Below are 16,195 nucleotides of genomic sequence, written 5' to 3' on the forward strand. Positions count from 1 at the left end.
GAGGGTAGATAATGGACTTTCTGGTTTCTCCTCCGGTTGCGTTTCTGATTTACATTCCTCTGGTGCTGTTGATTGTGTGGTTTGGCAAGCAACTCGCTGGCCCCGAAAAGCCTTCTCCTGAGAAGAGCCAAATTTACAGCTCTGGAGAGGAGGCACCCAGTTATATCGCTGCTCCTGGCTACATGCCTTTTTTCCTGGTGGCGCTTTTTTTTGCCATTCTTCATCTGGGTACGCTGGTGGTGGGGTTGAGTGATTTTTCGGCAAGTTCGGTGATCTTTGCCGTGGGCTTGTTCATCGGCTTAATCGCCTTATTATTGGGGTAAGTAGAGGCTAAACTGGAGGAATAAATGGAATTTTCCCCTGATACTCCATGGCAGAAGGTGTTGGATGCGGTTCGCCGCTGGGCAAGGATCAATTCACCCTGGGCGATTCACTATAATAGTGGGTCGTGTAATGGATGCGATATTGAAATTCTGGCCACGTTGACTCCACGTTACGATCTGGAACGGTTCGGGGTGAAATTGCAGGGGAGCCCTCGCCACGCAGATATTCTGATCTGCACCGGGCCGGTTACGCGGCAGTCTCGTGAGAGGTTATTGCGCATATATGAGCAGATGCCCGACCCGAAATTTGTGGTCGCAGTGGGATCGTGTGGGCTTTCTGGGGGGGCCTTCCGGGGGTGTTACAACATTGTGGGTGATATCAGCGAGGTAGTACCGGTGGATGTCTTTATTCCGGGCTGTCCACCACGTCCGGAGGCGATTATCTTTGGCATGGTGAAACTGCTCGAGAGTCTCAAGAAAGGGAAGGCTGAGGTTGCCACCGTCAGCGAAGGAGCGCATGCCTGATGGACTCAGAAGAATTAATTCAAACCGCAATGGAATTGCTGGTCCCATGGGCGCTCAAAGTAAATCGGCCTGAAGGGAACCGGCTGGATGTTTTCGTCGAGCCCCATCACTTAAAAGAAGCGGTTAAGGCGCTGGTTGAGACCCAGTGGGGGTATTTTTCCGCGTTGACCGGGCTGGATCAGCCTCCTGCTGAAGACGGAGCAACTGAAGGGCATATTGAAGCGCTTTATCATTTCTGCCGCGGACCGGTGGTACTCTCAATTCGAACGAGCGTGCCTTATTCAAACCCGGTTATCGAGAGCATCTGTGATGTCATTCCTTCTGCAACCCTGTATGAAAGAGAGCTGATGGAGATGTTCGGGGTGGTGATGCCGGGAACCCCAAGCACGGATCGGCTTTTGTTGGCCGATGACTGGCCGGAGGGGGTTTATCCTCTACGTAAGTCATTTACAGGTCTTGGGGAGCAGAAACTGGAGGAGACGGATGGAAACGCAGCGTAAATTTATTGTGCCGATCGGGCCGCAGCACCCGGCATTGAAAGAACCGGGGCATTTCCAGTTTACGGTGGATGGCGAAATTGTCACCGATGCTTCGGTACGCCTTGGATATGTACATCGAGGGATCGAAAAGGGAGCCGAAAACCGGAACTGGACTCAGAACCTGTACCTTTTTGAGCGTATCTGTGGTATCTGTTCGCATGTTCATGCTACCGCGCTGGCGATTGGTGTGGAAAGACTCGCCGGTGTACAGGCTCCTCCACGTGCTCAGGCAATTCGGATTCTGATGGCAGAACTGGAGCGTATTCACAGCCATCTGCTCTGGCTGGGTGTGGCCGCCCACGAAGGAGGTTTTGATACGCTGTTCATGTATTCCTGGCGCGATCGGGAGATCGTGATGGACCTGCTGGAGAGTCTGAGCGGAAACCGGGTGAACTATTCGGTTAACCTCATCGGCGGCGTGAAATTTGACGTGGAAGATAAGCATCGAGATGCCATTCTGCGCGGTCTGGATACTCTGGAAGAACGTACTCGGCATTACCTCAATGTGGTGACGACCGATCGAACTTTTCTGGCGCGGACCCGCGGTGTGGGAACGATGAGCCGTAACCAGGCGGAACTGTTTGGAACAGTTGGACCAACAGCCAGGGCATCGGGTGTGGCGCGGGATGTGCGTGTGGATGCTCCGTATGAGGCATATACGCTCTTTCCGGTCAACCTGGTTACTGATGAAGGCGGAGATTTAATGGCGCGCTTTGTGGTACGCACTAAAGAATTGTTCGAAAGCTACCGCCTGATTCGGGAAATTCTCGATCATCTGCCTTCGGGTGAGCTTACGGTGCGTGTTCCCCGAAAAATTCCCGCAGGAGAAACGGTGAGCCGTGTCGAGGCTCCCCGTGGAGAGTTGTTTTATTTTATCAAGAGCAACGGTGGAGAAAAACCAGAGCGCATTAAAGTGCGTACTCCCAGCCTGTGCAACTGGGCTTCGGTCATGCAGGTTGCCGTTGGGCATAAACTGGCTGATATGCCGATGATTCTTTCCGGGATTGACCCGTGTTTTTCGTGTAATGACCGGATGGTTCTCATCAATCGGGGTTCCAGCTCACAGGTCTGGAGCTGGGACGAACTGCGGCGATATGGGATTGAGTATTATAAAAAGCTATGAATAACCTCACCGTGCATCCTCTCATTGCTCTTTTACTCTTCCCAGGGGGGCTGTTCTTGCTGGGAGGAGGATTGCTCTACGAATGGATTGATCGGAAGCTGGTCGCTCGCTTCCAGAACCGCCTTGGGCCGCGGTGGTTTCAACCTCTGGCTGACCTTGTAAAACTGCTAGCTAAAGAAGAAATTACTCCGCAGGGAGTCAACCGGGCGCTCTTTTTCATCCTGCCGGTGATTGCTCTTGCAAGTGCATTGACGTCTGCGTTATATGTGCCGATTGCCGGGTTTGTGCCGGCGTCTTCCTTCCGCGGAGATTTGATCGTTACACTGTACTTACTCTCCGTGTTAACGCTTTGCCTTGGGTTGGCGGGCGCCAACACGATGAACCGTTTTGCTTTGATTGGAGCTACCCGAACGCTAACCCAGCTTTTCTCGTATGAAGCGCCTTTCTTACTGGCACTCCTGGGGCCGGCGATTGTGACCAAGTCGTGGCAGATCATGACGATTAATTATTATGCCCAGCAACATACGTGGATGGCCATCACACAACCCATTGGCTTTGTGGTGGCTCTGGTAGGGTTGATGGGAAAACTGGAGCTGCCTCCGTTCGATGCTCCGGAAGCCGAGACTGAAATTGTCGCCGGGGCTATGACGGAATATTCTGGCCGGGGATTGGCGCTTTTCCATCTGGGAAAAAATGTCGAATTGTTTATTGGTCTGACGATGGTGGCGGCCTTCTATCTGGGGGGGCTGGCCAACCCTCTGGAGTTCCTTGCGAAGACTCTCGGGTTGCTGGTGGTACTGACGGTTCTGCAGTCGCTCTTTGCCCGCTTACGCATTGATCAAACCGTGGGGCTATGGTGGCGAGCCGGGGCACTCCTGGCTTTGGTTCAATTAGTGGTAGTTTTCCTTTTGCGCTAAGGGAGGTAAAAAATGAAGTTTAAACTCGGGACGATGCTGGGTGATGTCATTCGTTCTGCCTTTAAATCGCCTGCCACAGAACGATACCCGTTTGTGCGCAAAGAAGCTCCAGAAAGGCTCCGTGGAAAACTTTTCTGGGATCCGGCAAAGTGCACCGGTTGCCAGTTATGTGTGAGAGATTGCCCTTCAGAAGCCATTGAGCTGATTGTTCTTGACCGGGTAAGCAAACGTTTTGTCTTGCGTTATCACCCCGATCGATGCACGTACTGTGCTCAATGTGTGGTCAATTGTCGGTTCAATTGTTTAAATATGTCCAGTGAAGAGTGGGAACTGGCGGCAACCGGGAAAGAACCTTTTACGGTATATTATGGCAGAGATGAAGATATCCAATTTCTCCTGGAGAAAATTGCTCGCGAAAACGCTGGAGAACGCGTGGAGTGCCCGGAATGAGCGGGCACGGATTGCTGTTGTTGGGATAGGGAATGAGTTCAATGGGGATGATGCCGCCGGAGTTCTGGTGGTGAAAATGCTCCGCCGTGAATTGGCCCGCGTTGTGGGCCGCGAGAGCCGGGCAAGTGAGATGGACAGCCCGGTTTTTCGTTTGGATAACGCTGTTCTTATCGAGGCAGCAACTGCGCCGGAAAATTTCACCGGTCTTTTACGGCAAGAGCAACCCGCACACATTTTGCTCCTGGATGCTACCTGGCTGGATGCTTCACCGGGGACGATCGCGGTGATGAAAGCACATGTGGCTGGAGGAATGGGAGCCTCGACTCACCTTCAACCTCTGGCTACCCTGGCGGGTTTTCTGGAACGTGAGCTTGCTTGCGATGTTACTCTGGTGGGGGTTCAGCCGTTAAATTTAGGCTTTGATGCGCCAGTATCTCCTGCTGTAAGGCGAGCTTGCCGTTCACTGGCCACCTTTTTTGCACGTGTTCTAACCCGGATGTGACAAAAATCATTCTGCGATGGGTAGTTTTTGCGCTTGAGTGTCATCAGGAACGGCCTACAATTCTAGGCTATGCTTTTTAATCAAACTGACAAGAGGAAAGAGGATTAAAGGATGACCATGGAATTGACCGCCCAGGCCGACCTGGAGAAAAAGAATGCCGCGTTAAGCTCGGTGGTAGCTGCGGTCATTTTAACCACCTTTAAAATCATTGTAGGAGTCCTGACGGGCAGTCTTGGAATCCTGGCTGAAGCCGCTCATTCCAGCCTCGACCTGATCGCTGCCCTGGTGACCTTCCTGGCGGTTCGGTTGTCTGGGAAACCGGCAGATGCAGAGCACCGGTACGGGCATGGAAAGATCGAGAACCTCTCGGCGCTGTTCGAGACCCTTTTGCTGTTGGGCACGTGTGTTTGGATTATTTCCGAAGCGGTGCAACGGTTATTCTTTAAGACCGTCGATATTGAAGTATCTGTATGGTCTTTTCTGGTGATGGCGGTTTCGATTGTGATTGACTTTACGCGTTCACGTGTCTTGTATCAGGCAGCAAAAAAACATAACAGTCAGGCATTAGAAGCCGATGCCCTGCATTTCAGCACGGATATCTGGTCTTCAAGTGTGGTCATCCTTGGTCTGATTGGTGTCCTGATCAGCGAGCGCATTGGTGGGTTGGGGTTCCTCAAGCAGGCCGATGCAGTGGCTGCACTGGGTGTGGCGCTCATCGTGGTGTATGTGAGCATCGAACTGGGAATCCGAACCGTGAGGGCATTGCTGGACACCGCCCCTCAGGGTGCTGTCGAAAAGATCAAGGCGGTGGTCGAGAGTGTCCCGGGTGTGATCGATTGTCACCATATTCGTATTCGTCCATCGGGTCCCTCATACTTTATTGATGTGCATATTCTGGTGGATGGTTCCTGGACGCTTGATCAGGTTCATCATCTGACGGAACAGATCGAAGAGAAGATTCAATTACAGATGCCCGATACGGATATCACGGTTCATCCGGAGCCCGTCACCACATAATTAATCAACGGTAGAGAGTCATGGTGGCCCGGTAGAATAATCTGCCGGGCCATTTTATTCGAAAGGATGTTTGAACCCCGGGTTGACGAAAGAGGCCCGGTCTTACTTTCCTTATGGTAAACTTTTCCAAGAGGTAAGAATATGCGATGGATTCGTGAAATAACCCCTCAACCAGAGCAGAACCGTCTTTACCGGCAAGCTCTGGTTTTAACTCTGGGCGGGAATGTTTTTCTGGCGCTTATGAAAGCGTTGGTGGCGTATATAAGCGGGAGTGTGGCCCTTTATTCGGATGCGGCGAACTCCATTTCGGATGTAGTGTATTCGTTGTTCATGGTTTTTGGCCTGTGGTATGCCCAACGCCCACCCGATTTATCCCATCCCCAGGGACACAGCCGGTTTGAACCGCTAATCGGCCTGATGGTTACGGTCTCTATGGCGTTTGCCGGGTATGAGGCGGCCCGCGCATCGATTCAACGCTTCCTGGCAGGAGGCCTGGCTGTTGAACCGGGTTTACCGGCGCTCGTGCTTTTCGTTAGCGCGGCAGTTAAAGTGGGAATGTTTTACCGGATTCGTTCCTTAAGTAAAAAGCTTGCCAGCCCCACGCTTGCGACCACTGCGCGGGATAATTTGAGTGATGTTTTAACCTCAGGGGCGGCGCTGGTGGGAGCAGTCGGGTCTAAATGGATTCACCCACTGACCGATCCTATCGGGGGTGTACTGGTATCATTATGGATCTTTCGCACGGTTTTCAAAGCAGTGCGAGAAAACCTGGGTTTCCTCACCGGGCAGGGGGCCGATGAAGCGTTGCGGCAACAACTGGTGAAAGTGGCTGAGGGGATTGAAGGCGTGCAAAGGGTGCACCACCTGATGAGTGAATATACGGGGCCTCGTCTGGTGGTTGATTTACACATCAATGTGGATGGAGAGATGAGTGTGCATCGGGCGCATGAAATTGCCGACGAAGTCATTCGTCGGCTGGAAGAGTTTCCAGAGGTTGACCGGGTTTATGTGCATATTGAGCCGGATGGGGTCGAGTGACCACCGCGAGGGCTGGCTTCGTTTCTTAAAAATAATAATCAAGGTGAGAAGAGTACGTGTTGCATGAGGAAGCGCTCGGTCTGGTGCAGGTAGCGAGCGATATTTTCACTTTTTCTAAAACCATGCCCTTCTCCTTCAAATACCACATACTCATGGGGTACTCTTGTGCGGTTTAATGCTGCAACAATCTCTTCGGATTGAGCCGGTGGAACGACCCGGTCCTCTGAACCCTGGAAAATGATCAGGGGGTCGCGGATCTTCTCTGCATGAAAGGCTGGCGACCAGGCATGGTAGCGGCCAGCGGCCTCGGGGAGAGGTCCGACCAGGCTATGGGTGTAATGCTGTTCGAATTTATGGGTGTCCATATCAAGGGTAAAGAGGTTACTCACACCATACAGGCATACCCCGGTTTTAAAGACACCCGGATAACGCGCCAGAGCATTAAGCACAGTATAGCCCCCTGCACTTCCCCCTTTGATGACACACCGGGATGGATCGGCCAGAGAGGCTTTACCCAGTGCTTCTACACAGCTAATGGCATCCAGCACATCGGCATCTCCCCAGCGTTGGTGCAGGGCATTGCGGTAGGCATGCCCGTAGCCGGTGCTGCCCCGGTAATTGACTTCAACATAGGCGTATCCGCGGGTGGTAAAGTAAGCGGCTTCGGCGGAGAAGCTGACGACTGCCTGAGAGGTTGGGCCGCCGTGGATATTGAGTATGGCAGGGGGAAGGCCGTCACCTGAGAAGTCAGGATGAGTGGGAGGATAATAGAGGCCATAGGCTTCGGAGCCGTCCGGCGTTGGCCAGTGTAGTAGTTGAGGGGCAGGAAAGAATTCAGGCGAGATCGACTCACTGCCGGAGCGGGCAGCGATTTCAAAGGTATGCCCGTTCCAGACGATGATTCGAGGGGGAATAGAAGGAGCCGAAGCGATCATGGCGAGCAAACCGCCGGGAGATACTGCGAGTTGAGAGAGCCAGGTGTAAGGTGCGGTTGGAATGGTTTGCAGGGTTCCATCGAGCTGGATTGAATGCAAGCTGGCAAAACCCCGTGAGTTCTGGATGAAATAGAGCATACGGGAGTCCGGGCTCCATCCAAGATGACGCTGCCCCTGCTTCCAGGCTGGAAGGCCAATATGAGCTTCCCTTCCTTCAAACAGCAGGCGGCGTTGATGCTGGTGAAGATCATAAAGAATGAGGTTGTCCCATTCCTCCCCTGATTCAATAAAAGCCAGCCAGCGGCCATCGGGAGAAAAGGCGGGCTGTGTGGCAGTGTGATCCATGAGACTAATAGTGTGGGCCTGGGTTATTTGGGGAATAGAGCCATCCAGGTGAGCCAGCTGGATGCGTGTGGTGTCCCAGGGCATATTGGGATGGTTCCACTCAACCCAGGCGAGCATCCTGCCTGAGGGATGCCAGGCTGGTTGCATGTAAAAATCGGCTCCCCGCGCCAGTTTTACTGGCCATTCCAGGCCGTCAGATCTGACCAGAGCCAGGCAATCCTCAATGCCATCGCTGAAGACATACGCTACCCATTGACCATCGGGTGAGAGGGCAGGTGAGGCCACCCCTCCGAAGGCGGGGGTGATTGCAGTTGGCTCAGCATATTCCAGCGAATGACGAACCAGGCGGCCGGATTTTTCGGCGAAGATGAGCGTTCCATGGTGCAGGGTAAACTCACCTCCCCCGTAGCCAACACCCCCTCGAGGAATGAGGTTGTCCAGCAGATCACGCGGGGCATCTTGCCCTGAACGGGCTACAAGCATGGATCGATCGGAACGCCCTTCTAGCCAGACGAGTGTATCACTGCTGGAATCCCATTGAACTTCTTCAAGGCGGTTTCTTTGACCGACAGACTCAGCCGAGATAGGACTGGGCCAGGTTCCGTAGGGTTTTTGTTTTTTCATACAGGGACTCTTTCGGAGAGGGTAGAAAGAATTCGGGCGCTTTGCGCCCGGGATATCGTTATTTCTTTTTCTTCTTTTTCTCTTTTTCTTTCTCTTTACTTTTTTCTTTTTCTTTGGGGTGGGGCTCTTCTTCCTCTTCTTCAGCCTCTCGCAGTTCTTTGGGTCTCCAGATCTGCACCAGTTCACCCACGGATTCGCCGTTAATCTCTTCCCAGTGAGAAATTGGGAGACTGATATAGGCCACTACGCCTGTGGGTAAGGCTTCGATTCGCCCGGTGATCAACTGTAAGAGCGATTCTAACCCCGGGTTATGACCAATAACCATGACCCGTTCGTAATCGTCAGAAAGCCGTTTTAATTCATGGAGGTACGCCTCGGCCTCGGCCAGATAGAGAGAATCCAGAGCGAGGATTTCACCCTGGTATCCGGTTTCTTCGCTAAAGATTTGAGCGGTCTGGGTGGTACGTACAGAGGAAGATACAAGGATGACCTGAGGAATCAACTCTTTTTCCTGAATGATATCGGCCATCATCCGTGAATCGCGCAAGCCGCGTTTCGATAAGGGGCGTTCGTGATCCTCAAGATCTTTATGTTTCCAGCTGGATTTTCCATGCCGCATGATCAGGAGTGTTTTCATACGCTATGTCCCGTGAAAATGGAGAACCAGGATTTTCGTTAAGCGAAGTATATCACAGCAGAATGTTAACAAAGGTTAATGGTGTCACTGAACAATTCGATTGAATGGAGGCGACTAAAAAAACACGGTATCTGGTATGAAAATGAAAAGAACCCCTCCAGGTTGAATGAGGGGTTCTCATGGCTTTTTTATAGAGGTTTTTATTTTTCCGGCGCGCCTGCCTTGATCCAGTCGATAACGATCTGTAATTCGCTGGCAGATAACTGGATGAAATGCGGTTTGGTCTGGCTTTGCGCAGTAACCAGCAGGCTTTGTTCCGGTTCACCCGGAACGACCAGAGCGCCATCTTTGCCACCAGCCATAATGGAGGCATAACTGGTGAGGTTGACTCCTTTTTGCCCGCCGGAAGCATGGCATCCGGAGCATTTTTTCAGAAGAGGGGCAATATCTCTTTCATAGGTAGGATTGCTGGCAACAGGAGCAGGCTCTTCGATTGGGCTTTCATCTTCGGCTGGCACCGGGGTTGGCGCCGGCGTGGGGGTGATGTTAAGCCCGAGGATTTCGCGCACTTTGGGGGCATCAAACCCTGCGAATTTCCAGCTAGTACCGTGACAGACGCTATTGGAACAGAAGGATGTGTTGCTCACTCCGCCAGCATCTTCCACTGTATGACAGCTGGCACAGGACTCATCAAAGGCTGAACGATGGCGGTTAATCCAGTTGCTATCCTGGTGGCTGGATGGTTCGGGGCCACGGCTGATCTCAATGCGGGTGGCCAATTCGTTTTGAGTTGAAACAACCGGGATAGAATGGCAAAGGTTGCACTCCAGACGGATAGCTTCATTGTCTTTTGTGAGGTGTTTGCCGTCATGACAGCGGAAGCACCCCGGAGAGTCTACATGCTGGGCATTATCGGGATGAGTTTGCCAGTTAACCTTTTGATCGGGAAAATTAGTACGCTGGTATGCCGTTTGCAGAGCGGTAATAGCTGATTTGACCTGTTCCATATCGGCCCGAGTGTTCTGGTAGAACTGTTCCAGGCTCGCTATGGCGTCGAGGGCTTCTTTTTCAGAAGGATAGGAAACGCTCAGGATTTCTACAGCTTTCTTCTTGATCCCGGGAATCTCTGGAGAGATCTGACCGCGCGCCAGCATAGAATCTACCAGGCTCTGCGGGTTTTCGATCCGGTGGGCGGTGCGGTTGTGACAGGTAATGCAATCCATCTGTATCAGTTGACCCGATGGGATGGAGGCCGGGTCGAAATCGGATTCGACATCCACGTATTCAGTCCGCGTACCGTCTTTGTTTTCTACCACCACGTACGGAATGTCTTGCTGCTCTTGGTCTGACGCGTAATAATAAACCGGGTTTTCGATATGCCAGTGAATGCCATACCCCAGGCCTTCGCGGCTGGTACCTCCGCCGGTTTTAACGACCAGGTAGGTGTAGGTAAGGGTATTGGCCTCATCTTCAGCGTAATGTTTGATTTCTACCAGAGAATCCTTTGAAAAGGTTTCAGGTTTGTGGCAATTTTCGCAGGCCTGACGGGCAGGGGCCATATTTTTTGCCACGATGGGATATTCATAGGTGTTAAAAAGCATGGCGGTGCCAGTTTGCCAGGAATAACGCACCTTACGCCCAATCATTACATAAAGGCGGTCGCGTCCCATGTGGCAGTCTTCGCAAGAGACGATGGCGTGAACGGAATCCTGGTGGGTAGTGTACTCTGGGGGCATGGTGTGACAGGTGAGCCCACAAAAAGCAGTGGAATTGCTTTCCTCCCAGGCATAATTGGCGATAACGAAGAGAAGAATGATCAGGAAGGCAACTGTAATCAGGGGGAGGATTCGAAGTATGACTTTGGAATCAGCAGGAGGGAAGAAAAAGCGTTTCAATGCCTGGAGAAAACGTTTCATGATGCAGATTCACCTCGATGAAAGGAACTTTACTTCTTGGTAAATTTTATCACTAATCCGTTTTTAATGTTGAAAAGTGATCTGATTTCTCGCTTTACAATCGCGTTACAAAAAGAACACCCCGGTCATTCCGGGGTGTTCAAGTGCGAAAGATTCCAGGTTACGGGCGTTTAGCCTTGGTCAGGTCGACAGGCACCTTGGTGCCCAGATCCTGGATTGAGTCGTATAGCGCCTGAAGCACATACTTGGCGTTGTGGACATACGCTCCCGGGTCTTTTTGAACGTACTGGTAGTTGTACGCTGCTTTGAGCAGGCGCGGGGTGAAGGCGTTGTAGGCAATGGGGCCATTATCACCCACATCTGCTTTACCATCGCCATCGGCGTCGACGAAGAAATAGGGGTAAGCCGCCGGGTTGTAGACGATACCCTTGCCAGCCACATCTTTGGCGTAGGCCTGAATGGCGCTGTAGAGCATCTCGGCCATGGTGTCAACCTCGCCCTTGAGGCCTTCGGTGACGTCGCCGTCACCGTCGTAATCCTCTTTCGAGTTCATCCTGATCTTGGCCGGGTCATCAACCCCATGGCAACCGGTGCAGGCATCCACTTTTGGAGCGAGCTGGTGGGCATCGTGGCAGGAGGTGCAGGTGTTGAGGTTACCCTCGTGCTGGAAGCGACCGGCGTATTCCTTGCCAGCATACTGATAGATACCCTGAGCCTCACTACCGAAGAGCGTTGCACCTGCGGCGAAGTAATGTACGTTGCGGAAGCGGATAGCTTCGCTGGGAGTATCGGCTGCAGCGTCACCCAGAGCTTTGTTCACTGAGACAGTGGACTCGCGCCCCTGATGGCAGGCCAGGCAAAGATTGGAGGCATTGCCCTCACCGAAGGTGAGTTTCGCGCCGCTGGGGAAGGTTACATCGTTGACCACGTAGTTGGCTGGCCATTCAGCTTCGTTGTGGCAGGTGGAGCACATAAAGCCATTCGAGGCTTTATTGGTGATATTGACTCCCTCTTTAATAAACTGAGGCAGCCCAGTGGCCGTGTGGCACTTTGCACAGGTACCGGGGACGTTGCCTTCCTCGGCATCCCAGTGGCGGAAGGCCTCAGTATTCCCTGCGAAATGCCCGGCGTCATCGCGGTGCATCTTGCTCATGTCGATCGGCTGGCTGAGCTTGATGTTCAGGTCAGCGAGTGAATCATAGAGCAACTGGACGATGTATTTATTGCCGTGGGCAAATGCGCCTGGATCTTTCACGGAGACCTGGTAGTTATAGGCCGCCTTGAGCAAGCGTGGGGTCCAGGTGGAGTAAGCTACCGGGCCGTTGTCGCTGGTATCCGGTTTACCGTCACCGTCAGCATCGGCAAAGAAGTAAGGATAGGTTGCCGGATCGTAGGTAATGCCAGTACCAGCCACTTCTTTGGCATAAGCCTGAATACCGCTGTAAAGGGCAGCCTGCAGGCCTTCAATTTCACCCGCCATGCCTTCGGTCACGTTACCATCACCATCATAGTCAGGGGCGGAGGAAACCATGCGTACCTTCTTCAGGTCATCCACGGTTTTTACACCCTCATGGCAGAGGGCGCATTCCTGAACCTTGACTTCCAGGGTGTGAGGGTTATGGCAGCCAACGCAGGTGTTGTACCCCTCGACATGGTCGTTCTTGGCGTCGTAGGCCTGGCCGTCGTACTGGTAGCCACCCTTGACCTCGGTACCATAAAGGGTGATGGCAGCGGCGAAGTAGTGAACGTTGATGAAGCCGAAGCGCACTTCCTGATCGCCCTGTTTAATGGGGGCAACCACGGCGTCGGGATCGGTCGCGTTGAATTTTGCGATCTGATCATCGACCTGAACTTTGGTAGCGCGGCCCTGGTGGCAGACCATGCAGCGCGCTTCAGGCCCGAGACCAGAAATGGTGACTCCCGAAAGGAAAGAAACGCTCGAAAGCTTTGCCGTGGCTTCGTTATGGCAGGCAGTGCAGGTAATGGTTGTGCCGATAGGAGCGGGTTTGTCCACTTTACCGGCTTCACTACCATCGGCACCCAGGAAATCGAGGTAACCGGTGGTGCTATGGCAGGTAGCACAGGCAACTGGAACCGACTTGTCTTCGGTGTTATCCCAGTGCTTGAAGGCTTCGGAGTCTGCCGCGTTGTGTGGTGAGGCAGCCCATTCTGCCTGGAAGGGGGCCTCGGGGCCGGCTTCCGGGGTTGGGCAGGGCTGCGGCGCGGGGCAGGTTGGGGCCGGGGCCTGGGTAGGTTGCTCGGTGGCGCTGGGAGTAGCAGTTGTGCAACCCGCAACAAGCAGGCTCAGACCGGCAAGCAACAAAAGTAGATAAAGTATTTTGTTTGACCGATATTGCATAATGTATTCTCCTCGTCAAATGGTCCTTGGGAAATAAGAAAAAGCCAGTTGTTCTACCCGATAAATATCACCTCCAATCTGATACCATGTAACTCGAATTTTAAGACCGTTTTCATTTTATATGATAACCGAGATGAGAGCAAGTTAAAAATGTCACAATTTCCATAAGCAGACAGGCTGGTGAGAGAGGGGAGAGCAGAACGTTGGGCACTTAAAAAGGAATCAATCCTTATTTTTGAGTTCGGGATTCAACTCTTGACGGATGGAATGGGAATGGTATAATGTCTTACAGCGATGCGGGGTAGAGCAGTGGCAGCTCGTCGGGCTCATAACCCGGAGGTCAGTGGTTCGAATCCACTCCCCGCTACTAACGAGAACCGTAGTCCCTGCCCGTAAAGGGTGTTTTGCGAGGGCTACGGTTTTTTTTGATCCCCAAAGGGGCATCCCGGGGCCGCGCTACAAAGAAGCACCCGCGGCTGCCTTAACTACTCAGGAAGATCTTCCCGCATTGCTCAAAGCCTGCGTCCACTCGCGCGAGGTGCGTCCGAGCAATCGCAGAGGCTTTACCAGGCGCTTGCGTTTCAGCCATAGAGATCAGGCGATGCTCCTCACGCTGATCGATACCGGCTTGCGCGCTATGGAGCTGTGCAAGCTGCTAATCGGGGAATATTGATTTGAAGACCGGGCGAGTGGAAGTGAAGCATGGCGTGATCGGTGTGGTACAGGGCGCACAGTGTACCTGGGCAGGACAACCTGCTAAGCGGTGTGGCACTCCCTGGTTGACCGGGAAGATGCGGATGATGCCGATGCGCCGGTTTTTCATGACCAGCATGGTCGACCTTTCAACCCGGGCTCGTTGCGCCAACAGATCAAAGATATTGCGGATCGTGCAAGAGTCAAGGATGCTTACAAAGATCGGATTGGATCAGCAGATCGATTTCAGCCTGGTGAGCCTGGTAAAACCTCAAAGCCGCATTGTCCAGGCTTTCAGGCAAATCGAATTGAGCTGCGATCTCAGCCGGAGTCTCATTACAGTCTCGATTTGAAATCACGATTGTTTGGACGCGGATACCGGTGTTTCTTAAAACTGATACCGGGATGCCAGAAGATCCACGGCAATAGGTTATGCATTATACCGGGGAATTCAGGATCATCTAGGCTGGCTTTGAAGGCGCTGACCTTTTTTACAACGGACCAGAGGATGAACTGGTTCAGCGAGATGCCTTGTTGCTTCGCGAACGCCTCAGCTTCCTTTTTCAGCTCTAACGGTAAATTGACAGCACCCAGGATTTCTCCAGTTGTTACCATTTATTACATCATACATTATTACATTATGTCATCTCGACGCGCCTACAATTGCGTCCATGTTGCCATTAATATAACGTTATTTGGATTAGTATAATGAAAATTACACAATGTAGCATACCCCTAACCGTTCAACTCCTCTTATGTTCTTGTGGCATCATCAGGTAGAAATCGGAGTTCAAGCCGTGCGTTCAAGGCAGCTGCGATCCGCCTGAGCAGTGACAGACTCGGAATGTGTCTACCGCTCTCCAACCTGGTTAGGGTTGCTTCCTGAACGTCAACCATTTTCGCTAGTTGAGCCCTGGTTAATCCACGCCGAATGCGCAATCTCGTGATTTGGTAACCAAGCTCAAGTTCATTGAGGGCAATAACGTACTCAGGATATTTTTTCTGCTTTGCCTGCCGAACCTTGAAACTGGTCATCGCTGCTTCGTCCCCAACGATTTCTTTTACAGGGAGCGGCGGTTCCTTCTCTGGCTGCCCAGTCTCCGGGTTATGCGTCAATACCGCTTTGATCCGGCGATCCTCGATCTCGATCCAGACTTTGACGTATTCTCTCTCATTCTTTTCTCTACAGCCCTGACAGGGAAAACCTTCTTCGATGAAATAATGCCCCCAATGAGCCGGGACTTCATCGCCGATGAAGTACATTTGAAGGACGCTATCGAATGCCTTGGTTTGGATTGCCGCCAGACCGAGCTCTTTTCGCATGCGCCAGCGCTCGATATTTTCGGGTGAGTCAAGCTGCTCGATCCACGCCAGGATATCTTCCCGTTCGTACCTGCCTTCTCGCACAGGATAGCCATCGGCGCGTGCTCGCATAGCCTGACTGTGGCGGAAGAACTCACCCCATCGATTTTCCGAAGGCTGCGTGTGCTTCAGTTCCCTTTCTTTCCATTCTCCGCGCTCACGCTTCGCCTGCTCCCAGGATAGCGGAGTGTGACGATATTGCCAGCCACAGAAAGGGCAAACTAATTCAGCATAGATCGTATCAAACATACCCATAGGAACCTGCCTTCCAGTAATGCTCATTATATTACGTCGACAAACGATTAGCGATAATCCTCCAACCCGCTGCCATATCAGACCAGGTCTTGTATCCCCGAACGGGATATTGCCGAAAGGTTCTCCGGCTGCGGCGGCAGCGATAGCAATACACCCATACTTCTCCCAGTTGCGGATCGATGACCCGTTTCCCTTCCCCTCCCCAGCGTTGAAAGGTCTCCCCACTGCAATATGGACAGCGCTGCTGTCGCTCCTGCTGGCAATCCTTGACTTCTGGAAGTTTGAGTGTGACCATAGACATGGCAAGCTCCAGGTACATGGCTGTTGAGGCAACTACCATATTACTCGGAGCTTGCTCTTTTTTCAAAACCCACCAGCTTTGGGAGAGATACTGATCAGGGAGTTGAAAAAGTGTTTGTCCCATATCTGGTTGGTTTTTGATTGCTTGCCACATATGGTGATAAAAAGTTGTAAATCAGGCGGATTTGCCCCCATATGTTGGGTTTCAAAAGTCGCCCACCATTTTTGGGACAGACACACACCGATTTTCTGTCAATGCAAAATAGAAATGTCCCCTGAAATGCAAAATAGAGATGTCCCCTATGAAGAGTGGTGAGACAATGCCAGATGTGATG

General features: G+C 52.3%; 17 protein-coding genes and 1 tRNA gene. 11 read left to right on the forward strand and 7 right to left on the reverse strand.

Translation table 11 applies throughout. The annotated features are described in order from the left end of the window. The first annotated feature begins 11 nt into the window (after positions 1–11). The 9 genes from ndhC to ATHL_RS04175 all read left to right on the forward strand — a co-directional run bounded on the left by ndhC (position 12) and on the right by ATHL_RS04175 (position 6,434). Positions 12–323, forward strand: coding sequence for an NADH-quinone oxidoreductase subunit A (ndhC, locus tag ATHL_RS04135; RefSeq protein ID WP_062190077.1), 312 nt, complete (start codon positions 12–14; stop codon positions 321–323). A gap of 24 nt (positions 324–347) precedes the next feature. Next, on the forward strand, positions 348–848 hold the full coding sequence (locus ATHL_RS04140) for an NADH-quinone oxidoreductase subunit B family protein (RefSeq protein ID WP_084001164.1): 501 nt from the start codon (positions 348–350) through the stop codon (positions 846–848). Further along, positions 848–1,348 carry an NADH-quinone oxidoreductase subunit C gene (locus ATHL_RS04145; RefSeq protein WP_062190079.1) on the forward strand — a complete coding sequence of 167 codons (501 nt, stop codon included), beginning with the start codon at positions 848–850 and terminating at the stop codon, positions 1,346–1,348. The genes ATHL_RS04140 and ATHL_RS04145 overlap by 1 nt, the downstream gene beginning before the upstream one ends. Then, complete coding sequence (locus tag ATHL_RS04150) at positions 1,332–2,510, forward strand: hydrogenase large subunit (RefSeq protein ID WP_062190081.1); 1,179 nt, start codon at positions 1,332–1,334, stop codon at positions 2,508–2,510. The genes ATHL_RS04145 and ATHL_RS04150 overlap by 17 nt, the downstream gene beginning before the upstream one ends. After that, positions 2,507–3,427, forward strand: coding sequence for a complex I subunit 1 family protein (locus ATHL_RS04155; RefSeq protein ID WP_062190083.1), 921 nt, complete (start codon positions 2,507–2,509; stop codon positions 3,425–3,427). Before ATHL_RS04150 ends, ATHL_RS04155 begins: the two co-directional genes overlap by 4 nt. 12 nt (positions 3,428–3,439) lie before the next feature. Continuing rightward, positions 3,440–3,877 carry a 4Fe-4S binding protein gene (locus ATHL_RS04160; RefSeq protein ID WP_062190086.1) on the forward strand — a complete coding sequence of 146 codons (438 nt, stop codon included), beginning with the start codon at positions 3,440–3,442 and terminating at the stop codon, positions 3,875–3,877. Further along, complete coding sequence (locus ATHL_RS04165; protein WP_062190088.1) at positions 3,834–4,379, forward strand: hydrogenase maturation protease; 546 nt, start codon at positions 3,834–3,836, stop codon at positions 4,377–4,379. The genes ATHL_RS04160 and ATHL_RS04165 overlap by 44 nt, the downstream gene beginning before the upstream one ends. Before the next feature lie 111 nt (positions 4,380–4,490). Continuing rightward, positions 4,491–5,396: a cation diffusion facilitator family transporter gene (locus ATHL_RS04170; protein ID WP_062190090.1), complete on the forward strand. Its 906-nt coding sequence runs from the start codon at positions 4,491–4,493 to the stop codon at positions 5,394–5,396. A gap of 141 nt (positions 5,397–5,537) precedes the next feature. Next, the gene (locus ATHL_RS04175) at positions 5,538–6,434 is read left to right on the forward strand and encodes a cation diffusion facilitator family transporter (protein ID WP_062190092.1); all 897 of its coding nucleotides are present in this window, start codon (positions 5,538–5,540) and stop codon (positions 6,432–6,434) included. Positions 6,435–6,472: 38 nt separating this feature from the next. On the opposite strand, the gene ATHL_RS04180 is transcribed toward ATHL_RS04175, so the two are convergent. From ATHL_RS04180 to ATHL_RS04195, 4 genes are all read right to left on the reverse strand, one after another. Beyond that, a complete protein-coding gene (locus ATHL_RS04180; protein ID WP_062190094.1) occupies positions 6,473–8,338 on the reverse strand; it encodes a S9 family peptidase in 1,866 nt (621 codons plus the stop codon). 58 nt (positions 8,339–8,396) lie between these two features. Further along, the gene (locus ATHL_RS04185; RefSeq protein WP_062190096.1) at positions 8,397–8,975 is read right to left on the reverse strand and encodes a SixA phosphatase family protein; all 579 of its coding nucleotides are present in this window, start codon (positions 8,973–8,975) and stop codon (positions 8,397–8,399) included. Between the two features lie 200 nt (positions 8,976–9,175). Beyond that, positions 9,176–10,891, reverse strand: coding sequence for a NapC/NirT family cytochrome c (locus ATHL_RS04190; protein WP_062190098.1), 1,716 nt, complete (start codon positions 10,889–10,891; stop codon positions 9,176–9,178). Positions 10,892–11,051: 160 nt separating this feature from the next. Continuing rightward, on the reverse strand, positions 11,052–13,250 hold the full coding sequence (locus ATHL_RS04195; RefSeq protein ID WP_062190100.1) for a cytochrome c3 family protein: 2,199 nt from the start codon (positions 13,248–13,250) through the stop codon (positions 11,052–11,054). A gap of 295 nt (positions 13,251–13,545) precedes the next feature. Between ATHL_RS04195 and ATHL_RS04200 the strand changes: the two genes are divergently transcribed. Both ATHL_RS04200 and ATHL_RS18750 read left to right on the forward strand, forming a co-directional pair. Continuing rightward, positions 13,546–13,617 (forward strand) — tRNA-Met (locus ATHL_RS04200). A 535-nt stretch (positions 13,618–14,152) separates the two neighbouring features. Next, entirely contained in the window at positions 14,153–14,296 is a 144-nt protein-coding gene (locus ATHL_RS18750; RefSeq protein WP_162787566.1) for a hypothetical protein, read from the forward strand. Here the strand turns inward: ATHL_RS18750 and ATHL_RS04215 are convergent. The 3 genes from ATHL_RS04215 to ATHL_RS18755 all read right to left on the reverse strand — a co-directional run bounded on the left by ATHL_RS04215 (position 14,280) and on the right by ATHL_RS18755 (position 15,984). Continuing rightward, complete coding sequence (locus ATHL_RS04215) at positions 14,280–14,558, reverse strand: YlcI/YnfO family protein (RefSeq protein ID WP_062190104.1); 279 nt, start codon at positions 14,556–14,558, stop codon at positions 14,280–14,282. The genes ATHL_RS18750 and ATHL_RS04215 overlap by 17 nt on opposite strands. A gap of 138 nt (positions 14,559–14,696) precedes the next feature. Continuing rightward, positions 14,697–15,587 carry a helix-turn-helix transcriptional regulator gene (locus tag ATHL_RS04220; protein WP_062190106.1) on the reverse strand — a complete coding sequence of 297 codons (891 nt, stop codon included), beginning with the start codon at positions 15,585–15,587 and terminating at the stop codon, positions 14,697–14,699. 4 nt (positions 15,588–15,591) lie between these two features. Continuing rightward, positions 15,592–15,984 (reverse strand): hypothetical protein, encoded by a 393-nt coding sequence (locus ATHL_RS18755; RefSeq protein ID WP_201797930.1) that lies wholly within the window; start codon positions 15,982–15,984, stop codon positions 15,592–15,594. Between the last annotated feature and the right edge of the window lie 211 nt (positions 15,985–16,195).

Source organism: Anaerolinea thermolimosa, from assembly GCF_001050195.2.
GTDB lineage: Bacteria > Chloroflexota > Anaerolineae > Anaerolineales > Anaerolineaceae > Anaerolinea > Anaerolinea thermolimosa.